Source organism: Streptomyces yongxingensis (assembly GCF_055597465.1).
In genome coordinates this window covers 2,441,360-2,456,931 of record NZ_CM145717.1, presented here as the reverse complement: position 1 = coordinate 2,456,931, position 15,572 = coordinate 2,441,360, and the positions used below count along the sequence as shown (strand labels likewise).

General features: G+C 68.1%; 29 protein-coding genes. 25 read left to right on the top strand and 4 right to left on the bottom strand.

The genetic code is table 11. The features are described 5' to 3' along the window. Positions 1-106: 106 nt before the first annotated feature. The 4 genes from ACZ6TD_RS10020 to ACZ6TD_RS10005 all read right to left on the bottom strand — a co-directional run bounded on the left by ACZ6TD_RS10020 (position 107) and on the right by ACZ6TD_RS10005 (position 2,055). Positions 107-433: a DUF6907 domain-containing protein gene (locus ACZ6TD_RS10020; protein ID WP_471352714.1), complete on the bottom strand. Its 327-nt coding sequence runs from the start codon at positions 431-433 to the stop codon at positions 107-109. Between the two features lie 247 nt (positions 434-680). Beyond that, a complete protein-coding gene (locus ACZ6TD_RS10015; RefSeq protein WP_471352712.1) occupies positions 681-824 on the bottom strand; it encodes a hypothetical protein in 144 nt (47 codons plus the stop codon). Positions 825-970: 146 nt separating this feature from the next. Further along, positions 971-1,420: an NUDIX hydrolase gene (locus tag ACZ6TD_RS10010; RefSeq protein ID WP_471352710.1), complete on the bottom strand. Its 450-nt coding sequence runs from the start codon at positions 1,418-1,420 to the stop codon at positions 971-973. Next, positions 1,417-2,055 carry an NUDIX domain-containing protein gene (locus tag ACZ6TD_RS10005; protein WP_471352708.1) on the bottom strand — a complete coding sequence of 213 codons (639 nt, stop codon included), beginning with the start codon at positions 2,053-2,055 and terminating at the stop codon, positions 1,417-1,419. The genes ACZ6TD_RS10010 and ACZ6TD_RS10005 overlap by 4 nt, the downstream gene beginning before the upstream one ends. Positions 2,056-2,598: 543 nt before the next feature. Between ACZ6TD_RS10005 and ACZ6TD_RS10000 the strand changes: the two genes are divergently transcribed. The 25 genes from ACZ6TD_RS10000 to ACZ6TD_RS09880 all read left to right on the top strand — a co-directional run bounded on the left by ACZ6TD_RS10000 (position 2,599) and on the right by ACZ6TD_RS09880 (position 15,463). Then, positions 2,599-2,934, top strand: coding sequence for a hypothetical protein (locus ACZ6TD_RS10000; protein ID WP_471352706.1), 336 nt, complete (start codon positions 2,599-2,601; stop codon positions 2,932-2,934). An 11-nt stretch (positions 2,935-2,945) separates the two neighbouring features. Next, complete coding sequence (locus ACZ6TD_RS09995; protein WP_471352704.1) at positions 2,946-3,527, top strand: hypothetical protein; 582 nt, start codon at positions 2,946-2,948, stop codon at positions 3,525-3,527. Then, positions 3,527-3,694, top strand: coding sequence for a hypothetical protein (locus ACZ6TD_RS09990; protein ID WP_471352702.1), 168 nt, complete (start codon positions 3,527-3,529; stop codon positions 3,692-3,694). The genes ACZ6TD_RS09995 and ACZ6TD_RS09990 overlap by 1 nt, the downstream gene beginning before the upstream one ends. A gap of 11 nt (positions 3,695-3,705) precedes the next feature. Further along, entirely contained in the window at positions 3,706-3,840 is a 135-nt protein-coding gene (locus ACZ6TD_RS09985; RefSeq protein ID WP_471352700.1) for a hypothetical protein, read from the top strand. 334 nt (positions 3,841-4,174) lie between these two features. Continuing rightward, positions 4,175-4,441: a hypothetical protein gene (locus ACZ6TD_RS09980; protein ID WP_471352698.1), complete on the top strand. Its 267-nt coding sequence runs from the start codon at positions 4,175-4,177 to the stop codon at positions 4,439-4,441. Positions 4,442-4,536: 95 nt separating this feature from the next. Then, positions 4,537-4,728, top strand: a complete 192-nt coding sequence (locus tag ACZ6TD_RS09975; RefSeq protein WP_471352696.1) for a hypothetical protein — start codon at positions 4,537-4,539, stop codon at positions 4,726-4,728. 46 nt (positions 4,729-4,774) lie between these two features. Continuing rightward, positions 4,775-4,981, top strand: a complete 207-nt coding sequence (locus tag ACZ6TD_RS09970) for a hypothetical protein (RefSeq protein ID WP_471352694.1) — start codon at positions 4,775-4,777, stop codon at positions 4,979-4,981. A gap of 115 nt (positions 4,982-5,096) precedes the next feature. Then, positions 5,097-5,396, top strand: coding sequence for a hypothetical protein (locus tag ACZ6TD_RS09965; protein WP_471352692.1), 300 nt, complete (start codon positions 5,097-5,099; stop codon positions 5,394-5,396). Positions 5,397-5,417: 21 nt separating this feature from the next. Beyond that, positions 5,418-6,740 carry a hypothetical protein gene (locus ACZ6TD_RS09960; protein WP_471352691.1) on the top strand — a complete coding sequence of 441 codons (1,323 nt, stop codon included), beginning with the start codon at positions 5,418-5,420 and terminating at the stop codon, positions 6,738-6,740. Further along, complete coding sequence (locus ACZ6TD_RS09955; protein ID WP_471352689.1) at positions 6,737-8,836, top strand: hypothetical protein; 2,100 nt, start codon at positions 6,737-6,739, stop codon at positions 8,834-8,836. Before ACZ6TD_RS09960 ends, ACZ6TD_RS09955 begins: the two co-directional genes overlap by 4 nt. A 139-nt stretch (positions 8,837-8,975) precedes the next feature. Then, on the top strand, positions 8,976-9,587 hold the full coding sequence (locus tag ACZ6TD_RS09950) for a hypothetical protein (RefSeq protein WP_471352687.1): 612 nt from the start codon (positions 8,976-8,978) through the stop codon (positions 9,585-9,587). 27 nt (positions 9,588-9,614) lie between these two features. Further along, on the top strand, positions 9,615-10,019 hold the full coding sequence (locus tag ACZ6TD_RS09945; protein WP_471352685.1) for a hypothetical protein: 405 nt from the start codon (positions 9,615-9,617) through the stop codon (positions 10,017-10,019). Beyond that, positions 10,010-10,180: a hypothetical protein gene (locus tag ACZ6TD_RS09940; protein ID WP_471352683.1), complete on the top strand. Its 171-nt coding sequence runs from the start codon at positions 10,010-10,012 to the stop codon at positions 10,178-10,180. The genes ACZ6TD_RS09945 and ACZ6TD_RS09940 overlap by 10 nt, the downstream gene beginning before the upstream one ends. Before the next feature lie 17 nt (positions 10,181-10,197). Beyond that, complete coding sequence (locus ACZ6TD_RS09935; RefSeq protein ID WP_471352681.1) at positions 10,198-10,389, top strand: hypothetical protein; 192 nt, start codon at positions 10,198-10,200, stop codon at positions 10,387-10,389. 86 nt (positions 10,390-10,475) lie between these two features. After that, on the top strand, positions 10,476-11,090 hold the full coding sequence (locus ACZ6TD_RS09930; RefSeq protein ID WP_471352679.1) for a DUF6197 family protein: 615 nt from the start codon (positions 10,476-10,478) through the stop codon (positions 11,088-11,090). Then, positions 11,087-11,635 (top strand): hypothetical protein, encoded by a 549-nt coding sequence (locus tag ACZ6TD_RS09925; protein WP_471352678.1) that lies wholly within the window; start codon positions 11,087-11,089, stop codon positions 11,633-11,635. The genes ACZ6TD_RS09930 and ACZ6TD_RS09925 overlap by 4 nt, the downstream gene beginning before the upstream one ends. 2 nt (positions 11,636-11,637) lie before the next feature. Beyond that, positions 11,638-11,955 carry a DUF7739 domain-containing protein gene (locus ACZ6TD_RS09920; protein ID WP_471352676.1) on the top strand — a complete coding sequence of 106 codons (318 nt, stop codon included), beginning with the start codon at positions 11,638-11,640 and terminating at the stop codon, positions 11,953-11,955. Next, positions 11,955-12,194, top strand: a complete 240-nt coding sequence (locus ACZ6TD_RS09915) for a hypothetical protein (protein WP_471352674.1) — start codon at positions 11,955-11,957, stop codon at positions 12,192-12,194. Before ACZ6TD_RS09920 ends, ACZ6TD_RS09915 begins: the two co-directional genes overlap by 1 nt. Beyond that, positions 12,194-12,757 carry a DUF6919 domain-containing protein gene (locus tag ACZ6TD_RS09910; protein WP_471352672.1) on the top strand — a complete coding sequence of 188 codons (564 nt, stop codon included), beginning with the start codon at positions 12,194-12,196 and terminating at the stop codon, positions 12,755-12,757. The genes ACZ6TD_RS09915 and ACZ6TD_RS09910 overlap by 1 nt, the downstream gene beginning before the upstream one ends. A 2-nt stretch (positions 12,758-12,759) precedes the next feature. Then, positions 12,760-12,960: a DUF4236 domain-containing protein gene (locus tag ACZ6TD_RS09905; RefSeq protein ID WP_471352670.1), complete on the top strand. Its 201-nt coding sequence runs from the start codon at positions 12,760-12,762 to the stop codon at positions 12,958-12,960. Between the two features lie 95 nt (positions 12,961-13,055). Beyond that, positions 13,056-13,334 carry a DNA translocase FtsK gene (locus ACZ6TD_RS09900; protein ID WP_471352668.1) on the top strand — a complete coding sequence of 93 codons (279 nt, stop codon included), beginning with the start codon at positions 13,056-13,058 and terminating at the stop codon, positions 13,332-13,334. Positions 13,335-13,711: 377 nt separating this feature from the next. Next, a complete protein-coding gene (locus tag ACZ6TD_RS09895; RefSeq protein ID WP_471352666.1) occupies positions 13,712-14,407 on the top strand; it encodes a hypothetical protein in 696 nt (231 codons plus the stop codon). Then, a complete protein-coding gene (locus tag ACZ6TD_RS09890) occupies positions 14,404-14,847 on the top strand; it encodes a hypothetical protein (RefSeq protein WP_471352664.1) in 444 nt (147 codons plus the stop codon). The genes ACZ6TD_RS09895 and ACZ6TD_RS09890 overlap by 4 nt, the downstream gene beginning before the upstream one ends. Next, a complete protein-coding gene (locus tag ACZ6TD_RS09885) occupies positions 14,844-15,092 on the top strand; it encodes a hypothetical protein (RefSeq protein WP_471352662.1) in 249 nt (82 codons plus the stop codon). The genes ACZ6TD_RS09890 and ACZ6TD_RS09885 overlap by 4 nt, the downstream gene beginning before the upstream one ends. Then, positions 15,089-15,463, top strand: a complete 375-nt coding sequence (locus ACZ6TD_RS09880) for a DUF6221 family protein (protein ID WP_471352660.1) — start codon at positions 15,089-15,091, stop codon at positions 15,461-15,463. Before ACZ6TD_RS09885 ends, ACZ6TD_RS09880 begins: the two co-directional genes overlap by 4 nt. The last annotated feature ends 109 nt before the right edge of the window (positions 15,464-15,572 follow it).

Below are 15,572 nucleotides of genomic sequence, written 5' to 3'. Positions count from 1 at the left end.
GTACCTTCAAGACCGAACTCCTGGATCGCGGGCCGCATACCCGTGGATCTGAAGACGGCCGGGTGGACGCCACATCCACCCGGCCGTTGCTGTTTGCCTACGCCCGTCAGCCCGCGGTCTGCTGCTCGGCCACCCTTCGTGCTTCGGCCAGCTGCCGGACCTGGTGGCGCATCTTCTCGAAGTGCGCGATCGCCTGGTCGATGAACGCCAGCGCGGCAGTCGGCTGAAGGTTGGCGACGTCGCCGGCGCCCGTCGCATCGAACCCCAGGTAGGGCAGCCCCCGGTCCTCGTCGTTCACGAACGGCCACTGCCGGATCGAGGCGACCAGTACCTCGGTGACCCCGCCGAACTCGGGCGCCGCGAGTGCGATCTCCTCACTCTCGTGGGAGAGATCCTCCAGGAACGCCAGATCCTCGTTTGAGTGGTCGCGCACGCACCAGGTGGGGCAGGGCGCGGTGATCCGCTGGCCACGAACCACGGCGGCTACCAAGCGCGGCGATGGGGGATGGGTGACCGGTGACGCAGGCGCCGGGGTGCGCTCGTCCAGTAGGCTCATGGTGGAGCTCCAATCTCGACAGGGTTGGGTTTCTTGATCAGCGGGCCGCGAACCCGCTGGTTCTTACGGCGGCCGGGTGTTGGTAGCACCCGGCCGTTGTGCTGTTGGATCAAGCCTGCTGCGGCTACACGACGAGCAGGGCTGGCCACGAGGCTTCGCATTGGGTGCCTTGCAAGCCGACGATCAGAACCGTATCCGAGCGGCGAGAACCGGCATCGTCGTTCTGGCCGCTGAGGCGGCGGTGACAGGTTTGCAGACTGATCGGCATGTCACTGTCCTCGCAGGTCACTGGCCTGCTCGATTGCGTATAGGCAACCCTGGAAGTCTGATCGACGGGGCCGTCCGGACGTCCAAACAGGCCACTGGAAGTGACCGAAATAGATACCCAGTGGGGTCACGTGTCGCCCCACAGTGTCACGTGCTAGGGAGCTGCTCCTGCGTCGAGGTGCTGTCGTGCGGCAGTACCTCGTCGAGGTACTCCTGCACCCGCTCGTACAGCCCATACGGCACATACTCCGGGATCTCACCGTGCGCTACCCATGCGACCGCGTCCAGCTCTTCCTCGTCCGCAACGTGCGCCTCGCCCTCCACGACCTCGCATGCCGTGTAGAACATCTCTCGGCCGGACTTCGGATGCGATGCCAGGTAGCCGATCTGGCGGATCGCCTTCACGGTGAGGCCAGTCTCCTCGAACGCCTCCCGCACTGCCGCGTCCTCGGCCGGCTCACCGGCCTCGATGGCGCCGGCCGGGAACTGCCAGGACAGTGCACCCTCCTTGACAGCGCGGCGCACCATAAGGACTTTGCCGCCCTGGGTGATGATCGCGGCCGAGATGCCCGGCTGCTCGGTGGTGGTGTCGGTCATGCGGTCGCCTCCAAGGCGGTGAGGATCGGCGGGTAGATGCGGTCAGCGGGAATGAAGCGGGGGAGTGCGGCGATGGGCACCCACTGGACGTCGGCGTTTTCGAGAGAGTCGCGGTTCTCCGCTTCGCCCATCAGGTGATCGCAGAGGTAGTAGTCGGCGAGCACTCCGGTCTGTGGGTGCAGTCGGCCGCCGAGGTGCTGACGCACCGAGCAGTGCACTCCGGTCTCAGAGTGAGTCTCCTGTACGGCTACCGCCTCGGCCGCTGCGCCCGGCTTCACGACCCCGGCCGGGAACTGCCACGTGAGAGCTTCACTCCCGCGGCGGCAGACGAGCAGAACCTCGGCCCCACGGATGACGACGGATATGGCGACGCGCAATGCCTGGGCCTGCGCCACCTCTGCGGGGGGATGCGCTAGGAGTGCGAACCGTCTGCGCACCGCCTCACCTGCCCTCTCGTATGCCGTGTCGAGGATCTGCTGCACCTCGATCCTGTGGGTCATCTCGGGGGCCGAGTGCCACCGAGAGATCGTGCGGACCGATATGCCGAGATGCTCGGCGAACGCCTCGTTCGTCATCCGCATGGCCTCTTGGAGCAGGCAGGCGGTGCGGCCGGTCCATGTGTCAACGACGTCCACTATGGGGCTCCCGTGCTCTGGGTGCTCGGGTCTGTCTTGGCGGTGACAGGGCCGTGTCCCCGCGATGTCAGGGCCGCCCGTTTCGCGTCCTGGCGGTGACTGTTCCACGTCGTTCTACCGCGCCTGCGGGGGCCGTTGACTTGGGGCATGGCGAAGATTCCCTATCCGTCGTCTTCGGCGGCGGCTTCTGTGGGGCGCGGTGGGCGGGGTGGTAGCTCGTCTGTGTCGTGGACGAGCCAGCTGATGAATGCACAGATGTGCGAGTTCATGTCGGAGCCCAATGACGCCACGGCGGCTTGCGCCCGCGCGTATTGCTCCGGGTCTGGCCGGTATGTCCGGGCTGAATGTCTGTGGACTCCATGGGGCATGGCGAAATCTTCGCACGGTGGATTGCCACCAGTCCATAGATGCGTCTATGTTGGTGGAGTGCCACCACGGAGGTGTCTTCCACCACCTCCTGGCATGAACGCAGAACGGCCCCGTCTCGGGCTTCCACACACCGAGACAGGGCCTAACCAACAGGTCCTGACTAGGGAGACCCTGATGGCTGACGCCAATCGTATCCGCACGTCCGAGCGCACCGATCACCTCACCCCGCCTCCGCCGTTCGCCCGCCTTTTCGATGCCGATGCGGCGTCCGATTCCCCGAAGATCACGCGGCTGCGTGCCCTGACGCTCGTCCCCGACTTGGATGCGGAGGATCGGGCCCGCGCCGGCATCGTGACCGCCTTCGTGACGGCTCGTGCCCGCGGCGACGTGGACGCGATGGCGACCGCGTATCTGGCGGCGGCCGACATGGATGCGGCCCGTCCGGGCGAGCCGTCCCTCGTGGCCGAGCTGGACGCTGCCGGTGTCGGTGACCTGGCCGAGGTGGCGTGATGGGAGACCTCATGCCGACTGTCGCCGTGAAGGGCGTGCTGGGGCACGCGGAGGTCCTGGAGGCGGCGGGTGGTTTGCTCGCCGAGAAGGCGCGGTTCAGCGGCTCGCCGAACAGGTTCTGGTTCGGCATGTCGGGAACGCTGTTCGCGGGTGAGGAGGTCGCCCGGGTTCTGGATGCGGCCCGTGAGCGCCTGGAGGTGGAGGGTTGGCGCCGGGACCGGGCGCAGACCACCTACGAGTGGGTTGGCGAGGAGACGGAGGCTCCGGAGGAGCCGGACGAGTCGGCGTCGACCGGTTCGCTGCTGCGGTATCTGGTTCGCCTGGTGTCGTGGGCGGTGAAGGACTCCGACCGGGAGCTGGTGGCCAAGACGGATCCGGGTCTGACGCTGGGGCAGGCGTTCGACGACATGGATCGCGACAGTCGGCGTAAGGCGCTCGACTGCATGGAGCTGGTCCTGTGCGCCCAGTCTGGGGCTTCCTACGCCTGCACCGATGTGTGGGCGGGGAAGCGCGGCCGGACCTTCGATGAGGTGCGCGGGCTGCTGCTGGTGACGGCCGAGTTCGCCCGCCGCTACGGTCCGGAGGTGGCGTGATGACCGCCGCCGAGATGCTGCGTGAGCTGCCTGCCGGTGATGACCGGTCGCTGCCGGCGCTGGACCGGATCGCCGACGCCCTGCGGGCCGGGGGCGAGGACGTTGAGGTCGTGTACAACGCCCGCCGGGACAGCTTCCGCATCGTGCCCCGAGAGCAGGTGGCGTGATGCTGCGGCCCGTGACGCGTCAGACGGACGAAGAGTTCCGTAACGAGCAGACGCTGACGAACATGCAGTCCGCGAACGAGGCGGCGAAGCTCGCCGAGGAAGCCAAGCGGCAGGCCGAGGAACTCCGGAAGAAGCGGGGTAAGTGATGCCCGCCGATCCGGAGCCGGAGCACGGCCGGGACCGCGACACCATCACCCGCCTGCCGGACCGCCGCCCCGGCGGATCCCACTAGCAGCCGGGCCCGGTGGCACATCCCCCAGCCCCGGGCCCGGCACCCCTCCCGACCTACTGGAAGGAGGTGCGCATGGGTCGCCGCGACAGCCACACCCCCTAGCCGCCCCACGGCGGGGCATGTCGAGCCAGCAGGCAGGCCCTGCCACCCCGGCCCGGTCCGACCCGGGACTCTCCAGCCCCCGGCTGGCGGGTGCCGAGCACGACCAGACCATCCAAGCCCAACACCTACAACCACCTGGAGGATTCATGGCCACCACCTACCAGCCCGGCAACTACGTGATCAGCGTCACCGCGACGATGCCCGCCAAGGTCGCCCGCAAGCTGCACGCCCCGGACAGGTTCCAGTACGACGGCGACACGGCGACCGTCAAGTTCGGGCCGGTGCCGATCCGTGCCGTGAAGAAGGAGACCGACAAGAGCCTCGCCGCCGGGTTCCTCCGCTTCTGCATGGAGGAGCAGCCCGGCGCCAAGTACAAGATCCAGAGCATCGACATCAAGCCCGACGCCAGCTGACCACCCCGCTGCCTGACGGCAGCCCAACCCGCAGGTCTCGCACCTGCGGGTTGGTAAGCCCGCCAGACACTAACCAGCTAGCCGAGAGGACTGAGATGAGCAGCACCTGGAAGTGGGAGATCACCGTCGACAACGGTCGGCGCTCGGGCACCGCCCGAGGCGAAACCATCGCCGCCGACTCCGCAACAGCCGAGAGCATCCTGCCGGGCATCGCCAACGACGTCACGCAGCGCCTCCAGGTCACCGGAGGCCGGGTCACCCGGTTCAAGGCCCAGCGCACCAACTGACGGCTGCCCGATCCGCCCAACAACTCGACCACGAAAGGAGATCGCCATGCAGTTCCGCCAGGGAGACAAGGTCAAGATCGTCAGCTCGGTGGACTACCCGCAGTACCGCAAGTACATCGGCCGCACCGCGACCGTTCACACCGACGGCCCCGACAGCTCCGGCCTCGTGGCCGTGAAGGGCCTCGAATCCAAGGTCAAGGAGCGGGTGCTCGGCTACGTCGGGTTCGCCCCCGAAGACCTGAAGAAGGTCTGAGCGTCGCCCGCTGACCGCTGCCTGACGGCAGCCCATCGCGCCCGACCTTGCACTCCGGGCGGCGGTGGAAAGCCCGCCAGACACCACCACCCATCTGCCTTAGAGGAGTAGTTCCGTGCACGCCTATGTGATCACCGCGAAGCCTGGTAGGTGGCTGCGGTTTGCCCGCGGGCTGCGGGTGTGCACGGTCCGCATCCTCGCCCTGCTCGTCATGGCCGCCCTCGCCGCGATCGTGTTCCCGCTCCGCTGCCTCCGGCCGGTCGTCGTCTACCTGGCCACGCGGGCCGCGTGGCTGGAGTTGTGGGCCTCCTCCGTGACCGGCATCGGCCCCGTCGGAGCCGCACTGGGCTCCGGGCTCACCGACGAGTTCGTCAAGGAATTCCACCGCGCCCGCACCAGCGCAACCACCAACTGACCCGAGAAAGGACTGAGCACCGTGACCACCTCCGTCGAGAAGCAGGTCAACGGGACGCCCGTGCCCGCTGCCGAGCCGCGGTTCGACCCGCGCGCCCTGGCCGAGGCGGAGGCGATCCGGAAGCGCGCCAACGCCGAGGCTGAAGCCCTGCGTATCGAAGCTGAGGGCAAGGCCGAGGCCGAGAAGATCAGGGCCGTCGAGGATGCCCGCAAGCAGAAGATCGCCAACGACCGGGCCGAAGCCCGCTTCGCCGAGGAGCAGGCCCAGCGCGAGGCCCGCATCGCCAAGCAGGAGGCGGAGGTCGCCAAGGCCAGGACTGCTGCGGAGAAGGCAGAGAAGTCCGCCGAGGAGGAGGCCAATCGGGAAGCCGAGCGGGAAGCTGAGAAGGAGCGCACCCAGAAGATCTGGAAGTGGGGCGCCTACGGCATCTACGCGGTTTGCCTGATCATTGCGGCGCCCGTGCAGTTCCTCGACTTCTGGGACCCGGCCCGCAAGTTCCTCGTTGCCGCCCCCGCCATGCTCGAAGGAATCGCCCTCGTCCTCGCCTGCGGCGCGGCCTGGGCCGTCGCACACCGCCGGGACGTTCTCCCGTATCGGATCGGCATCATGCTCGGTGCTGCCATCGCCGCAACGATCAACATGCGGGGCGGCATGACGAACCCGGCGATCGGCTTCAACGCTGGTCTGGTCGGTGCCATCGCCTCCCTCGTCGGCCCGATCGTTCTCATGGCCTACGAGCACGGCATCGCCCAGAAGGCCGACGGGATCCCGTCGTACCGGGAGAAGCGCGCTGCCAGGAAGGAGAAGGAAGCCGAGGAGGCTGCACGGGCCGAGGCCAAGGCTGAGAAGCAGGCCGCTGAGGCGAAGGCCAAGGCCGAGAAGGCGGCCCAGCAGTTGCAGGCGGAGGCCGAGCAGAAGCGGCGCGACGAGGATCGCCAGAAGCACCACCCCGAGGTGTGGAAGGTGGCCGAGGCGCTGCGCTCCGCTCGCGGATCGCAGTACGTCACCGAGCAAATCTGGGGCGACGCGTGGCACCTCGTGAACGGCACTCGGAAGGTCGGCATCACGGCCGAAATCGAAGCCGGGGCGCGCACGGCCGAGGCCCGCATGAAGACCGTCACCGAGATGCCGATACTGGGCGACTTGTCGCAGGTCGAATCCCAAAGGGGGCGTCGAGCCAAGCGTGACCCGGAGTCCCCCGACGGGCGCCGCAATAACGGGGGCACCCCGCCCCTTCGGCGCCCCGGTGACAGCCAGCCGAACAGTCCGATCGCAAAGAAGCAGGCCGCCCTCGAACAGGCCGCCAGCGCCGCCAGGAAGCCCGCCCGTGAGGAGCAGTCGTGAGCATCGAGACGACCCCTAGCACCCAGCCCGATGAGGCGTGGGACAAGCTCATCAAGGGTGAGCTCGTTACCCCGGACGAGGACGAGGACATCGCGCCCGGCGTCATCGAGGTCGTGCCCGACCGGGCCCCGGCCGTGTACCGGGCCGGCTCGGCGGCGATGGTCGTCGCGGCGAAGACGGGGCGGGCCGTGGGGCTCGTCGCCCGCCCCCTGTGCGTCGGGCTCCAGTGGTTCGGGACCGGCGTCAAGGCTACTGCCGTCCTCGGTTGGCGGTATGTGCGGGCCTACGACCACCAAGAGGTGCTGGGCGGCATGTCGTCCGGCAGCGACTGGAACAACGTCGAGCGCACCCGGGTGAAGCGGTGGAAGATCCTCGGCTGGACCACGCTTGCCGCGGCGGCGCTCAACATGGCCGGCTGGACGGCCCTCGTGACAGCCGCCGACATGGACGCACTGGAGGCGCTGGCTATCGCGCCGGGGTCCGAGGTGGCGACTGCTGCCGCGGTGCTGGCCCTGTACGGGAGGTATCGGGCCAACCACCCCGGCATGCCCGCCGGGCAGATCCTCGCCGACGAGGACCGCGACGAGGACGATCCCGACGAGCCGTTCCCTCTCGCCTGGTGCAAGGACGGCAGCCAGGTCGAGGAGTGCGTGTCCCGAGCCCTGTATGCGGAGGGCATCGAGACCCGCAGCATCCGACTCCTCGGCTCCCACCCGTGGGTCAGGGAGATCGACATCATGCTCAAGGGGGCGACGCCGGGCAAGGTAGCCGCCGCAGCCGATCAGCTCGACGTGCACTTCAACATCAAGCACGGCGGCACGCTGATCGAACCGGACGTACAGGAGTCCGCGCACATCACGCTCAGGCTGGTCACCGCGAACCCGTTCGCGGACATGCCCAAGCCGACCGTGCACGCCCCGAACTCGCTGGACATCGCCGACGCCCACAACCTCGGCCGCTGTATGGACAGCAGCCACTTGAACGTCGTCCTCCAGGGGCTTCGCATCCTCGTCATCGGCGTCTCCGGCTCCGCTAAGACCACCGGTGTCCTGCGGGACCTTGCCGAGATCATCACCGCCTGCCATAACGCCATCGCCCTCGACCTGGACCCGGTCAAGGACGGGCTGCGCGAGTTCGAAGACGTCATGGCGGTGCCCCCGATCCGAGGCAATGAGGCATGCGAGGAATGGCTCGGCTACCTCGTCCGCATGGCCGAGGCCCGCAACGTCGTGCGCAACCGGCTCAAGATGGGCGACACCTGGCAGGCCACCTGGGAGCACCCCGACATCTTCCCGTGTGTCGACGAGTTCATCTACCTCAGCCAGAAGGCCAAGGAACTGTTCATCAGGCTGTGCCGCCTTGGCAAGCAGGTCGGTATTTATCCCATCGCGGCAGGCCAGGACGCCACCAGCGACGCCATGGGTGACGCGATCGCCGACAGCTTCACCTTCCGGGTCATGCTCGCATCGCGCTGGGATGACATCCGCATCGTGTTCGGGAAGGGCGCCGCGGCGGAGGGATACCGCCCCGACCGGCTCGTGCCTGCCCAGAACAAGGACATCAAGAACGACGCGGGCCAGTCGTACATCAAGGGTGCGGGCATCACCCGGCCGCTGCTGTACGGATGGAACGAACACAGCCGGGCCGCGATCGAGCGTGCAGTCGAGGAGCGGAAGGCGGCCGGACGACCCTGGTTCGATCACGACACGCTCGCCGAGGCTGGCCTGCTGCACCTGGCCAGCGAGTACGGGCCGGCAGGCCAGATGACGCTGGCCGAGCGGGTTGCCCAGATGGATCACCCGGATGCCGAGCTCGTGGCGGTGCTGCTGCGGACGTTCGAGTCGAAGCGGCGGGACTTCCTGCCCACGACCGAGGTGCTGTTGCCCGTTCTTGAAGCCGCCGGAATCGAGGGCCTCGACAGCACGACGCTTGCCAAGCGGCTTCGCGCCCACGCGCCGGGCGCCACGGCCGACCGCACGGACTGCCCAGAGGGGAAGCATCTCCGCGGCTGGCGCCGGTCGGTAGTGGAGAGGGCCGCCGGAGGCTTGTTGGACCCGGCGAAGACCCGGCAGGACCCCGGCGTGCAGGCGGCGTAGGCCCGGCAGAGACCCGGCAGGGGCTCTAAGCATCGGTGCAGGTCGCCGGGTGCTTGCCGGGCTTCTGCCGGGGTCTCGCCGACCTTCTGCCGCCCCATTGATCCGCATTTGTGAAGTTCGTCAGAGGAGTTGGACGATCATGGCTGCGAAGCGGTCGACGGCACGCAAGCGGGCCAGCAAGCGTCGCCAGACGATGGCGCCGCGCCGCCCCGTCGGCCGCAAACCGTCCCGCAAGGGCTGGCGCCGCAAGATGGTGATCAAAGCCGCCAAATGGGCCGACCAGCAGGCCAGCGCCCACTTCGACACCCGGCGGGCCAAGCGCGACGCCGCGATCATGCGCAAGACCCACAAGGACTGCCCGACTTGTCGCGGCAACGGTCAGATCTACACCCGGAAGAAGGACGGCACGCTGTCCGGCTCCAAGCCCTGCCCCGCCAAGCCGACCGAGACCAAGGTCAGCAAGTGGCAGATCCAGAAGGCCGCACGGTTCGGGGCCGACCAACGCTCCGGGCTCATCGGCTGGAAGTGCCCGTGCGGCAAGCGGGAGAAGCCCCGCTACCGGGACGCCAAAGCCGCCACCAAAGCCCTCCGCACCCACGAACGCAAGAAGCACGGCGGGATCACCGTCGGCGGCGCCTGGTACGCCCAAGTCCCCGAAGGCGTCCCCATACCCACCGTCGAAGCCAAGCCCACCAAGAAGAAGACCACTCGCAAGGCACCACCGACCCGCACCCGGGTCAAGACCGCCTGATCATTCCCCGACTCGAAGGAGATCGCTTTGTCCACCGTCTACCGCAACAACCGCCGCGACATGAAGAAGATCCAGTCCGTTCCCGAGGGCACCACGCTGTACGTGATCGAGGAAGTGTCGCGTCGCGTAGCCCCCTACGAGGATTCGAAGCTCTGCGCCCGCTACGAGGTCACCAGCACGCACCTGCTCGGTGGCGCCATGTGCGGCTCCAAGAGCGTCGAGCAACTGCTGGCCGAGCACGGCACCGTCTACACCGAGCAGCCCCGTGGCGTGCGCGGCATCTGGGAGGCCAGCCCCCAGGTTGCCGGGCCCCTCGGTAACGAGGAGGCGTTCGACCGGCCCCTCGACAAGGACGAGATTCAGGGGCTGCGGAAGCGGGTGCGGGACAACCTCGCCGACCAGAAGAAGGCCAAGCGCGGCCGGTGGCTCTGATGCCCGCCACCGCCACCCGAGACGAGCTGCTCGCCGAGGCGCGCCGCGCCTGGCGTGCATACGTGACCTCCGGCACCGACGACAACTACGTCGCAGCCCGCGCCGCCACCACAGCCGCACAGAAAGCCGGGATCTCCCTCGAAGAGATCCGCAACCAGTAACGACCAAGGAGACCCCAATGCCCGACTTGGAGATCACGCATCAGTCGGTGCGCGACTACATCGCCGCCAAGAAGCGCGGCGACGAGAAGACCACCCAGCGAATCATCGACGAGGCCAAGGCTCGCTTCGCCACACGGAAGACGGACGGCAGCGAGCTTGCCCAGCTCGTCCACGCCAGCATGCACGTCCGCCTCGGCGAAGACCTGTAGCTAAGCCGGGGCGCCCCACCCGCGTGGCAGCAACCGGGGCGCCCCACCCCTCCCCGACACCTCGAAAGGCCGTAGGAGGCCACTAGATGACCACAGCCATGCTCGATGCGGCAAGCCTGGATCAGGCCGCCGCCCGCCTCTACCGCACGAAACCGCTCAGCCCGAGCGAGCAGCGACAGTTCGCAGACATCGCCGCCGGATATCAGCGCACAGCACCCGCCAACCACGCCACCCGCCAACTCACCAGCAAGACCGTGCAGGAACTCGTCGACGAAGCCCTCGGCAACATCAACCTGCACGGCACCCGCCCCCCGGTCGACGTCCGCCTGCCTGGCCGGCTCGCCGGTGCGCTCCCTGATTGGGCGCACCGCGGGCGCCGCCGGGACTTCACCCACCCGCCATCCACCCAGTTGTACGTGGCGGCCACAATCCTCCGCGAGTGGGGCTGGCAGGCCAAGCCACACAAGATGCGAAACAAGCGCGGCCAGCGCTGCATCTGCGGGGCGCTGGTCACCACCGTGGCCCTCGGTGTCGGCACCATGTCCGGCGCCGAAACCGCCGCCTGGCACGTGCTCAGTGTGCTCCGCGACCAGGGCTGGCCCCGGCTCATCGGGGACTGGAACCGGGAATGCGGCAGTGCCCAGAAGGCCATCGACGTCACCTTCACTGCCTACCAGCGGGCAGCGGCGGCGGGGCAGTGAACATCACCGTCCACAGTCAGGCCCGCAGCTATCGGCAGATGGCCGCCCGCCTGGAGCAGATCGCGGTGCCCGCCGCGAAACTCGTCGCGGCCCGGCTCGGCGGCCGGGCCCCGCACACCGAATTCGTCATCACCGACGCTAACGGCGTCGCCCAGGGCATGCGCCGGGCCGACTCCGAACCAGCCGGCCCGCCACGCGGCTACAAACGGATCACCAGCGGGTTCATGGCCCACTGGACAGCGCGGCATTCTCTCGGCGCCACCACCCTCACCCGTCGTGGCGTTGTCGTCTTCATCAACGGGCCCAGCCACCGAGGCGACCTCGACCTGTTCGACCAGACCGTTGTGCACGAACTGGCCCACAGCGTGCAACTCGGCACGTCGGAAGCCCGGCGCCGACACCTCGAATACCTCGCCACCTTCACGGCCCGCACGCCTGATGTGGCAGTGCAGCGCGACTACGAGCGGCTGATGGACGTCCGCGAGCAGCAAGCCGAAAACCTTGAAGCCCTCGCCCAGCAACTCCCTCCATCGAAAGGAGCCTGATCATGTCCGTCACCATCTCCCACGGCACCAACCAGTATGGCGAGGAAGCCTTCTCCGCCACGACCATCGCCAACCTCGGCCAGCATCTCGCGCACGTCCTGTCGGCCCGCGACTGGCGCACCATCGCTTTCCTGTTCAACGGCAAGCTTCGCGGCCCTGTCACAGTGCCGCCCCGCAAGGCCGGGCAGGTTTCCGCGATCATCGGCCGGGCCATCGGGCATCCGTTGATGCCCCGCGGCCTGTGGACCGAGTACGCACAGTCCTTCGCCGACGCCGCCCATCGTGCGGCCACCGCCCGCCAGCCGTGGGAGTGGAGCTGATGGTGGTCACCGTGGATCAGATCACCGAGGCCCTCGTCGATGAGGTGGCGGCCAGCTACGGCGTCGACCCAGTTGACGCTGCACCCCTGGTCGCCAGGTCGATTGAGGCGATCACATCCTTCCGCCGGATGCCATCAGACCCTGCCGCCCTCTACCTCCGGCTCGCAACCGAGGCCGCGCTCGCCGGGGAGCAGTGGGCGCGACGGATCCTCCCGTCCATCAGGAAGAAGGTGCTGTGATGGGCAACCCGTGGAAGAGCGCCCAGTCCTTCGCCGACCTCGGCGAGTTCACCGCGCAATGGCTCGAAGGCCGCATCCGCCGCCACCCCGGCACCGTAGGGCGGGGAGGACCCGACAAAGAGACACGGCACCTCGTGCGCACCTTGGCGACCCTCAACCGCGCCGGATTCGTCACCGACTGCTCCCAGCCCGGCCTGCCCCCGCAGCGCGGCTACAAGAAGCGGATGTTCCAGCAGCGCGCGGGCGTCGAAGGCTACATCACTGACCAGGCACTACTTCATCGCCTCACTGCCGCAGCCAAGTCCACCGGACTAACGGTCATCGCCTATCCGCCGGGCACCACGCAGCGGTGGGGTGTGCCGGTGACCGAAGTGGAAGGCGAGCCCTTTACGTGGTTCGGCAACTGGTTTGGCATCCAGGACCACATAGCGACGAGCTGGCAAGGCGTGGGAGAAGGGGCGCTGCGGGAACTCCGCCGCTCTACATACCTCACCCTCATCGATCCGGTGTGGGGCCGCGACAACGTGCTGTGGCCTGCGCTCGCCCAGGCAGTGAGGGGCTAACCATGGGCATCACGTTCCGCAAGAGCATTCGCATCTTCCCCGGTGTCACCCTCAATCTGAACGCCAAGTCCTGGTCGATAACCCTCGGAGGCAGGAGCGGCCCCCGGCACACGATCAGCTCCACCGGCCGCCGCACCAGCTCCATGGATCTTCCCGGCCCGTTCGGGTGGAGGCACAACCACCGCCGCAACCGCCACCACTGACCTGCCCGCCCGCCGTGCCCCGCGTGCCGCCACAGGCGCGGAGTACGGCGAGCACACAACCCGGACACCAACCACCTGAGAGGACCATGGAAGCCATGACTCCCATGACCGACCTTCTATTCACCGCCACGCGAATGGTGACCGAGACCCGGTTTGCCTCGCCATCCATGCTCGTCCGTCGCCTCAAAACGGAGCACGGCGTGCGCATCACCTTCGACACCGCCCGCAACCTCCTCGACCAGATGCACGACGCTGGCATCGTCGGGCCCGAGAAGGGCTCACTCGCCCGCGACATCGTCATGGACGACAACGAGGCGACACAAGCGCTGACGAGCAGGTGGGGCGGCGACTGGACTCATCCCAGGGTCACCTGACCTACCCCGCCGCACCACCTCGGCCCCGCTCGGATTCCGGGCGGGGCCTACTCGTGGGCGGCGCCTTGTGGCTGCGGGGCGGGCACCTGGGCGCGGGCCATCCACCGGTCCCGACCCAAAGCCTGCGACGGGCGACCCAGAGGCTCCAAACCCAGCACCTCGCACACCCGCCGGTGCCACGCCAGAGCCTCAGCCTCCGACTCCGTCAACACCACCACCGTCACGGCCATAGCCACAGTGTGGCGGGCAAGGCGGGGGAGCGGGCTGATTTGCGGCTACTCGTCGCCCCCGAAGCAGCAACCCGGCCGTGTCGGGACGGGTATGCACAATGAGGGCAGCGCCACCTCCTGCACCACCCGCGCCACGAGGAGCCCGCCGTGCAGCACAACGCCCCCACCGACACCTACCAGTGGCCCACCTGCACAGCATGCAGCCGAGACCTCTGGGAAACCGAAGCCGGCCGCATGGCGTGCCGACCGTGCGAGACACGCACCAGCGAACGGCTCGGCGAACTCGCCACCCTCTTCCAGCAGATCAACACCAGTGCGGCCCTCATGCGCGGCGCCCGGCGCGGTGGCGCACCCATATCCGGCAGCCGCACCCCGCCCATCCCGCCACGGCTCGAAGTCCTCAGCCTGGCCGCCGCGGGGGGAGTAGCCACCCGGCTCCGCGACATCGAAGACGCGTGGCGGAAGACGCTCGGTTGGACCATCGCCCCGTGGCGCGGCAACCCCGGTGAAGCGGTCCCCGAGCACGTGCGATTCCTGATCAACAACCTGCCCTGGGCCGCCGACGCCTACGACAGCGTAGGCCAAGACGTGGAAGAGATCCGGCGACTCCACGCCGAATGCAAGCAAGCCCTGTCGCACGACCGGAAGCCCGGTCGGGTCAACGTCGGCCTGTGTCCCGTCGTGGTGGACGACGTCCGGTGTGGGGCGCAGCTCACCGCCTCCGCCGTCACCAGTCGCATACGGTGCCAAGCGTGCGGGGCACAGTGGGACGACATGTTCGGGTGGCGGGAACTCCGGCAGGCGCAAGAAGCCGTGGCAGGCGGAGAGAGGGCAGCAGCATGAGCGAGCCCACCGTCACCCGCGTCCACGACGCCACCGGAAGCCACATCGAACCACCCCTCGAAGAGTCTTGGAGCGACCTCGCCAAGCTCAGATGGCACGCCGCCGTCACAGCCCACGACACCGGCATAGCCGCCACCGTCCAAGACGCCACCTACACCATCGACGGCAAACCGGTGCCCGACCTCTACGACATCATCGTCGGCGCCAGCAGCATCGGCCCACTCGACTTCCGGTCCGCATGGGACTACCTCAACGGAATCGGTACCGGAGCCGCCCAAGCGCCCTGGCTCGTCACCGACGCCATGGTGCGGGCCGCCGCCGAAGCCATCGAGGACGAATGCCTGACGCATCTCGGCCGCGACCTCGGCACCATCCACCGCGACGACATCGCCCGCGCCGGACTCGAAGCAGCAGCACGGGCGCGAGGCGAGCAGCCGTGACCGACAAGGACGACACCCCAATCCAGCCCGCCTCCACCAGGCTGCCCATCGTCACCGCCACCGACGGGCAGCCATACCTCGGCTGCGACGCCGTCATCGCCTTCCTACGGGCCATCGCCGAATCCTGCCGCAACCTCGCCGACAACCCCGAATGCGACCTCGACACCGCAGCCGCCGCCATCGACTACGAAGCCGACAACCTCGAATGCCGGGCCATCGCACACACCACCGGAGCCACAACATGACCGACATCGCCGACTTCCTCCGCGCTCGATATCAGGAAGCCCGCAAGCGAGAAGAAGGGGTGCGCTCCATGCGCGGCGACCTCGGCTTCCAATGGGAACACCGCTACGACATGGACGAGGAATACGTCCTCATCAGCGGGCACCAGCGCGTCGACGTCAACGAGTTCTGGGAACGGTACGGAGAGCCCGCCGCAGACGCCGCCATCCTCGCTGACCTCGACGCCAAGCTCGCCCTCGTGGACGAACTGGATGCGGCTGCCCCGAACGGCGGCTACATCACCGCCACGTTCACCGCCCAAGACGCACTGCGCCTCCTCGCCCAACCGTTCGCCGGACACCCCGATTACAAGGCCGCCGAATGGGCGGCGTAAGTCAAACCGTGCCCTTAGTTGACAATCGGACGAACCGAAGTCATGATCTGCTCAGATAGCAGAACTTCGCGCTGAGGCCACCCAGACACAGGGTGGCCTTCGCTATTTC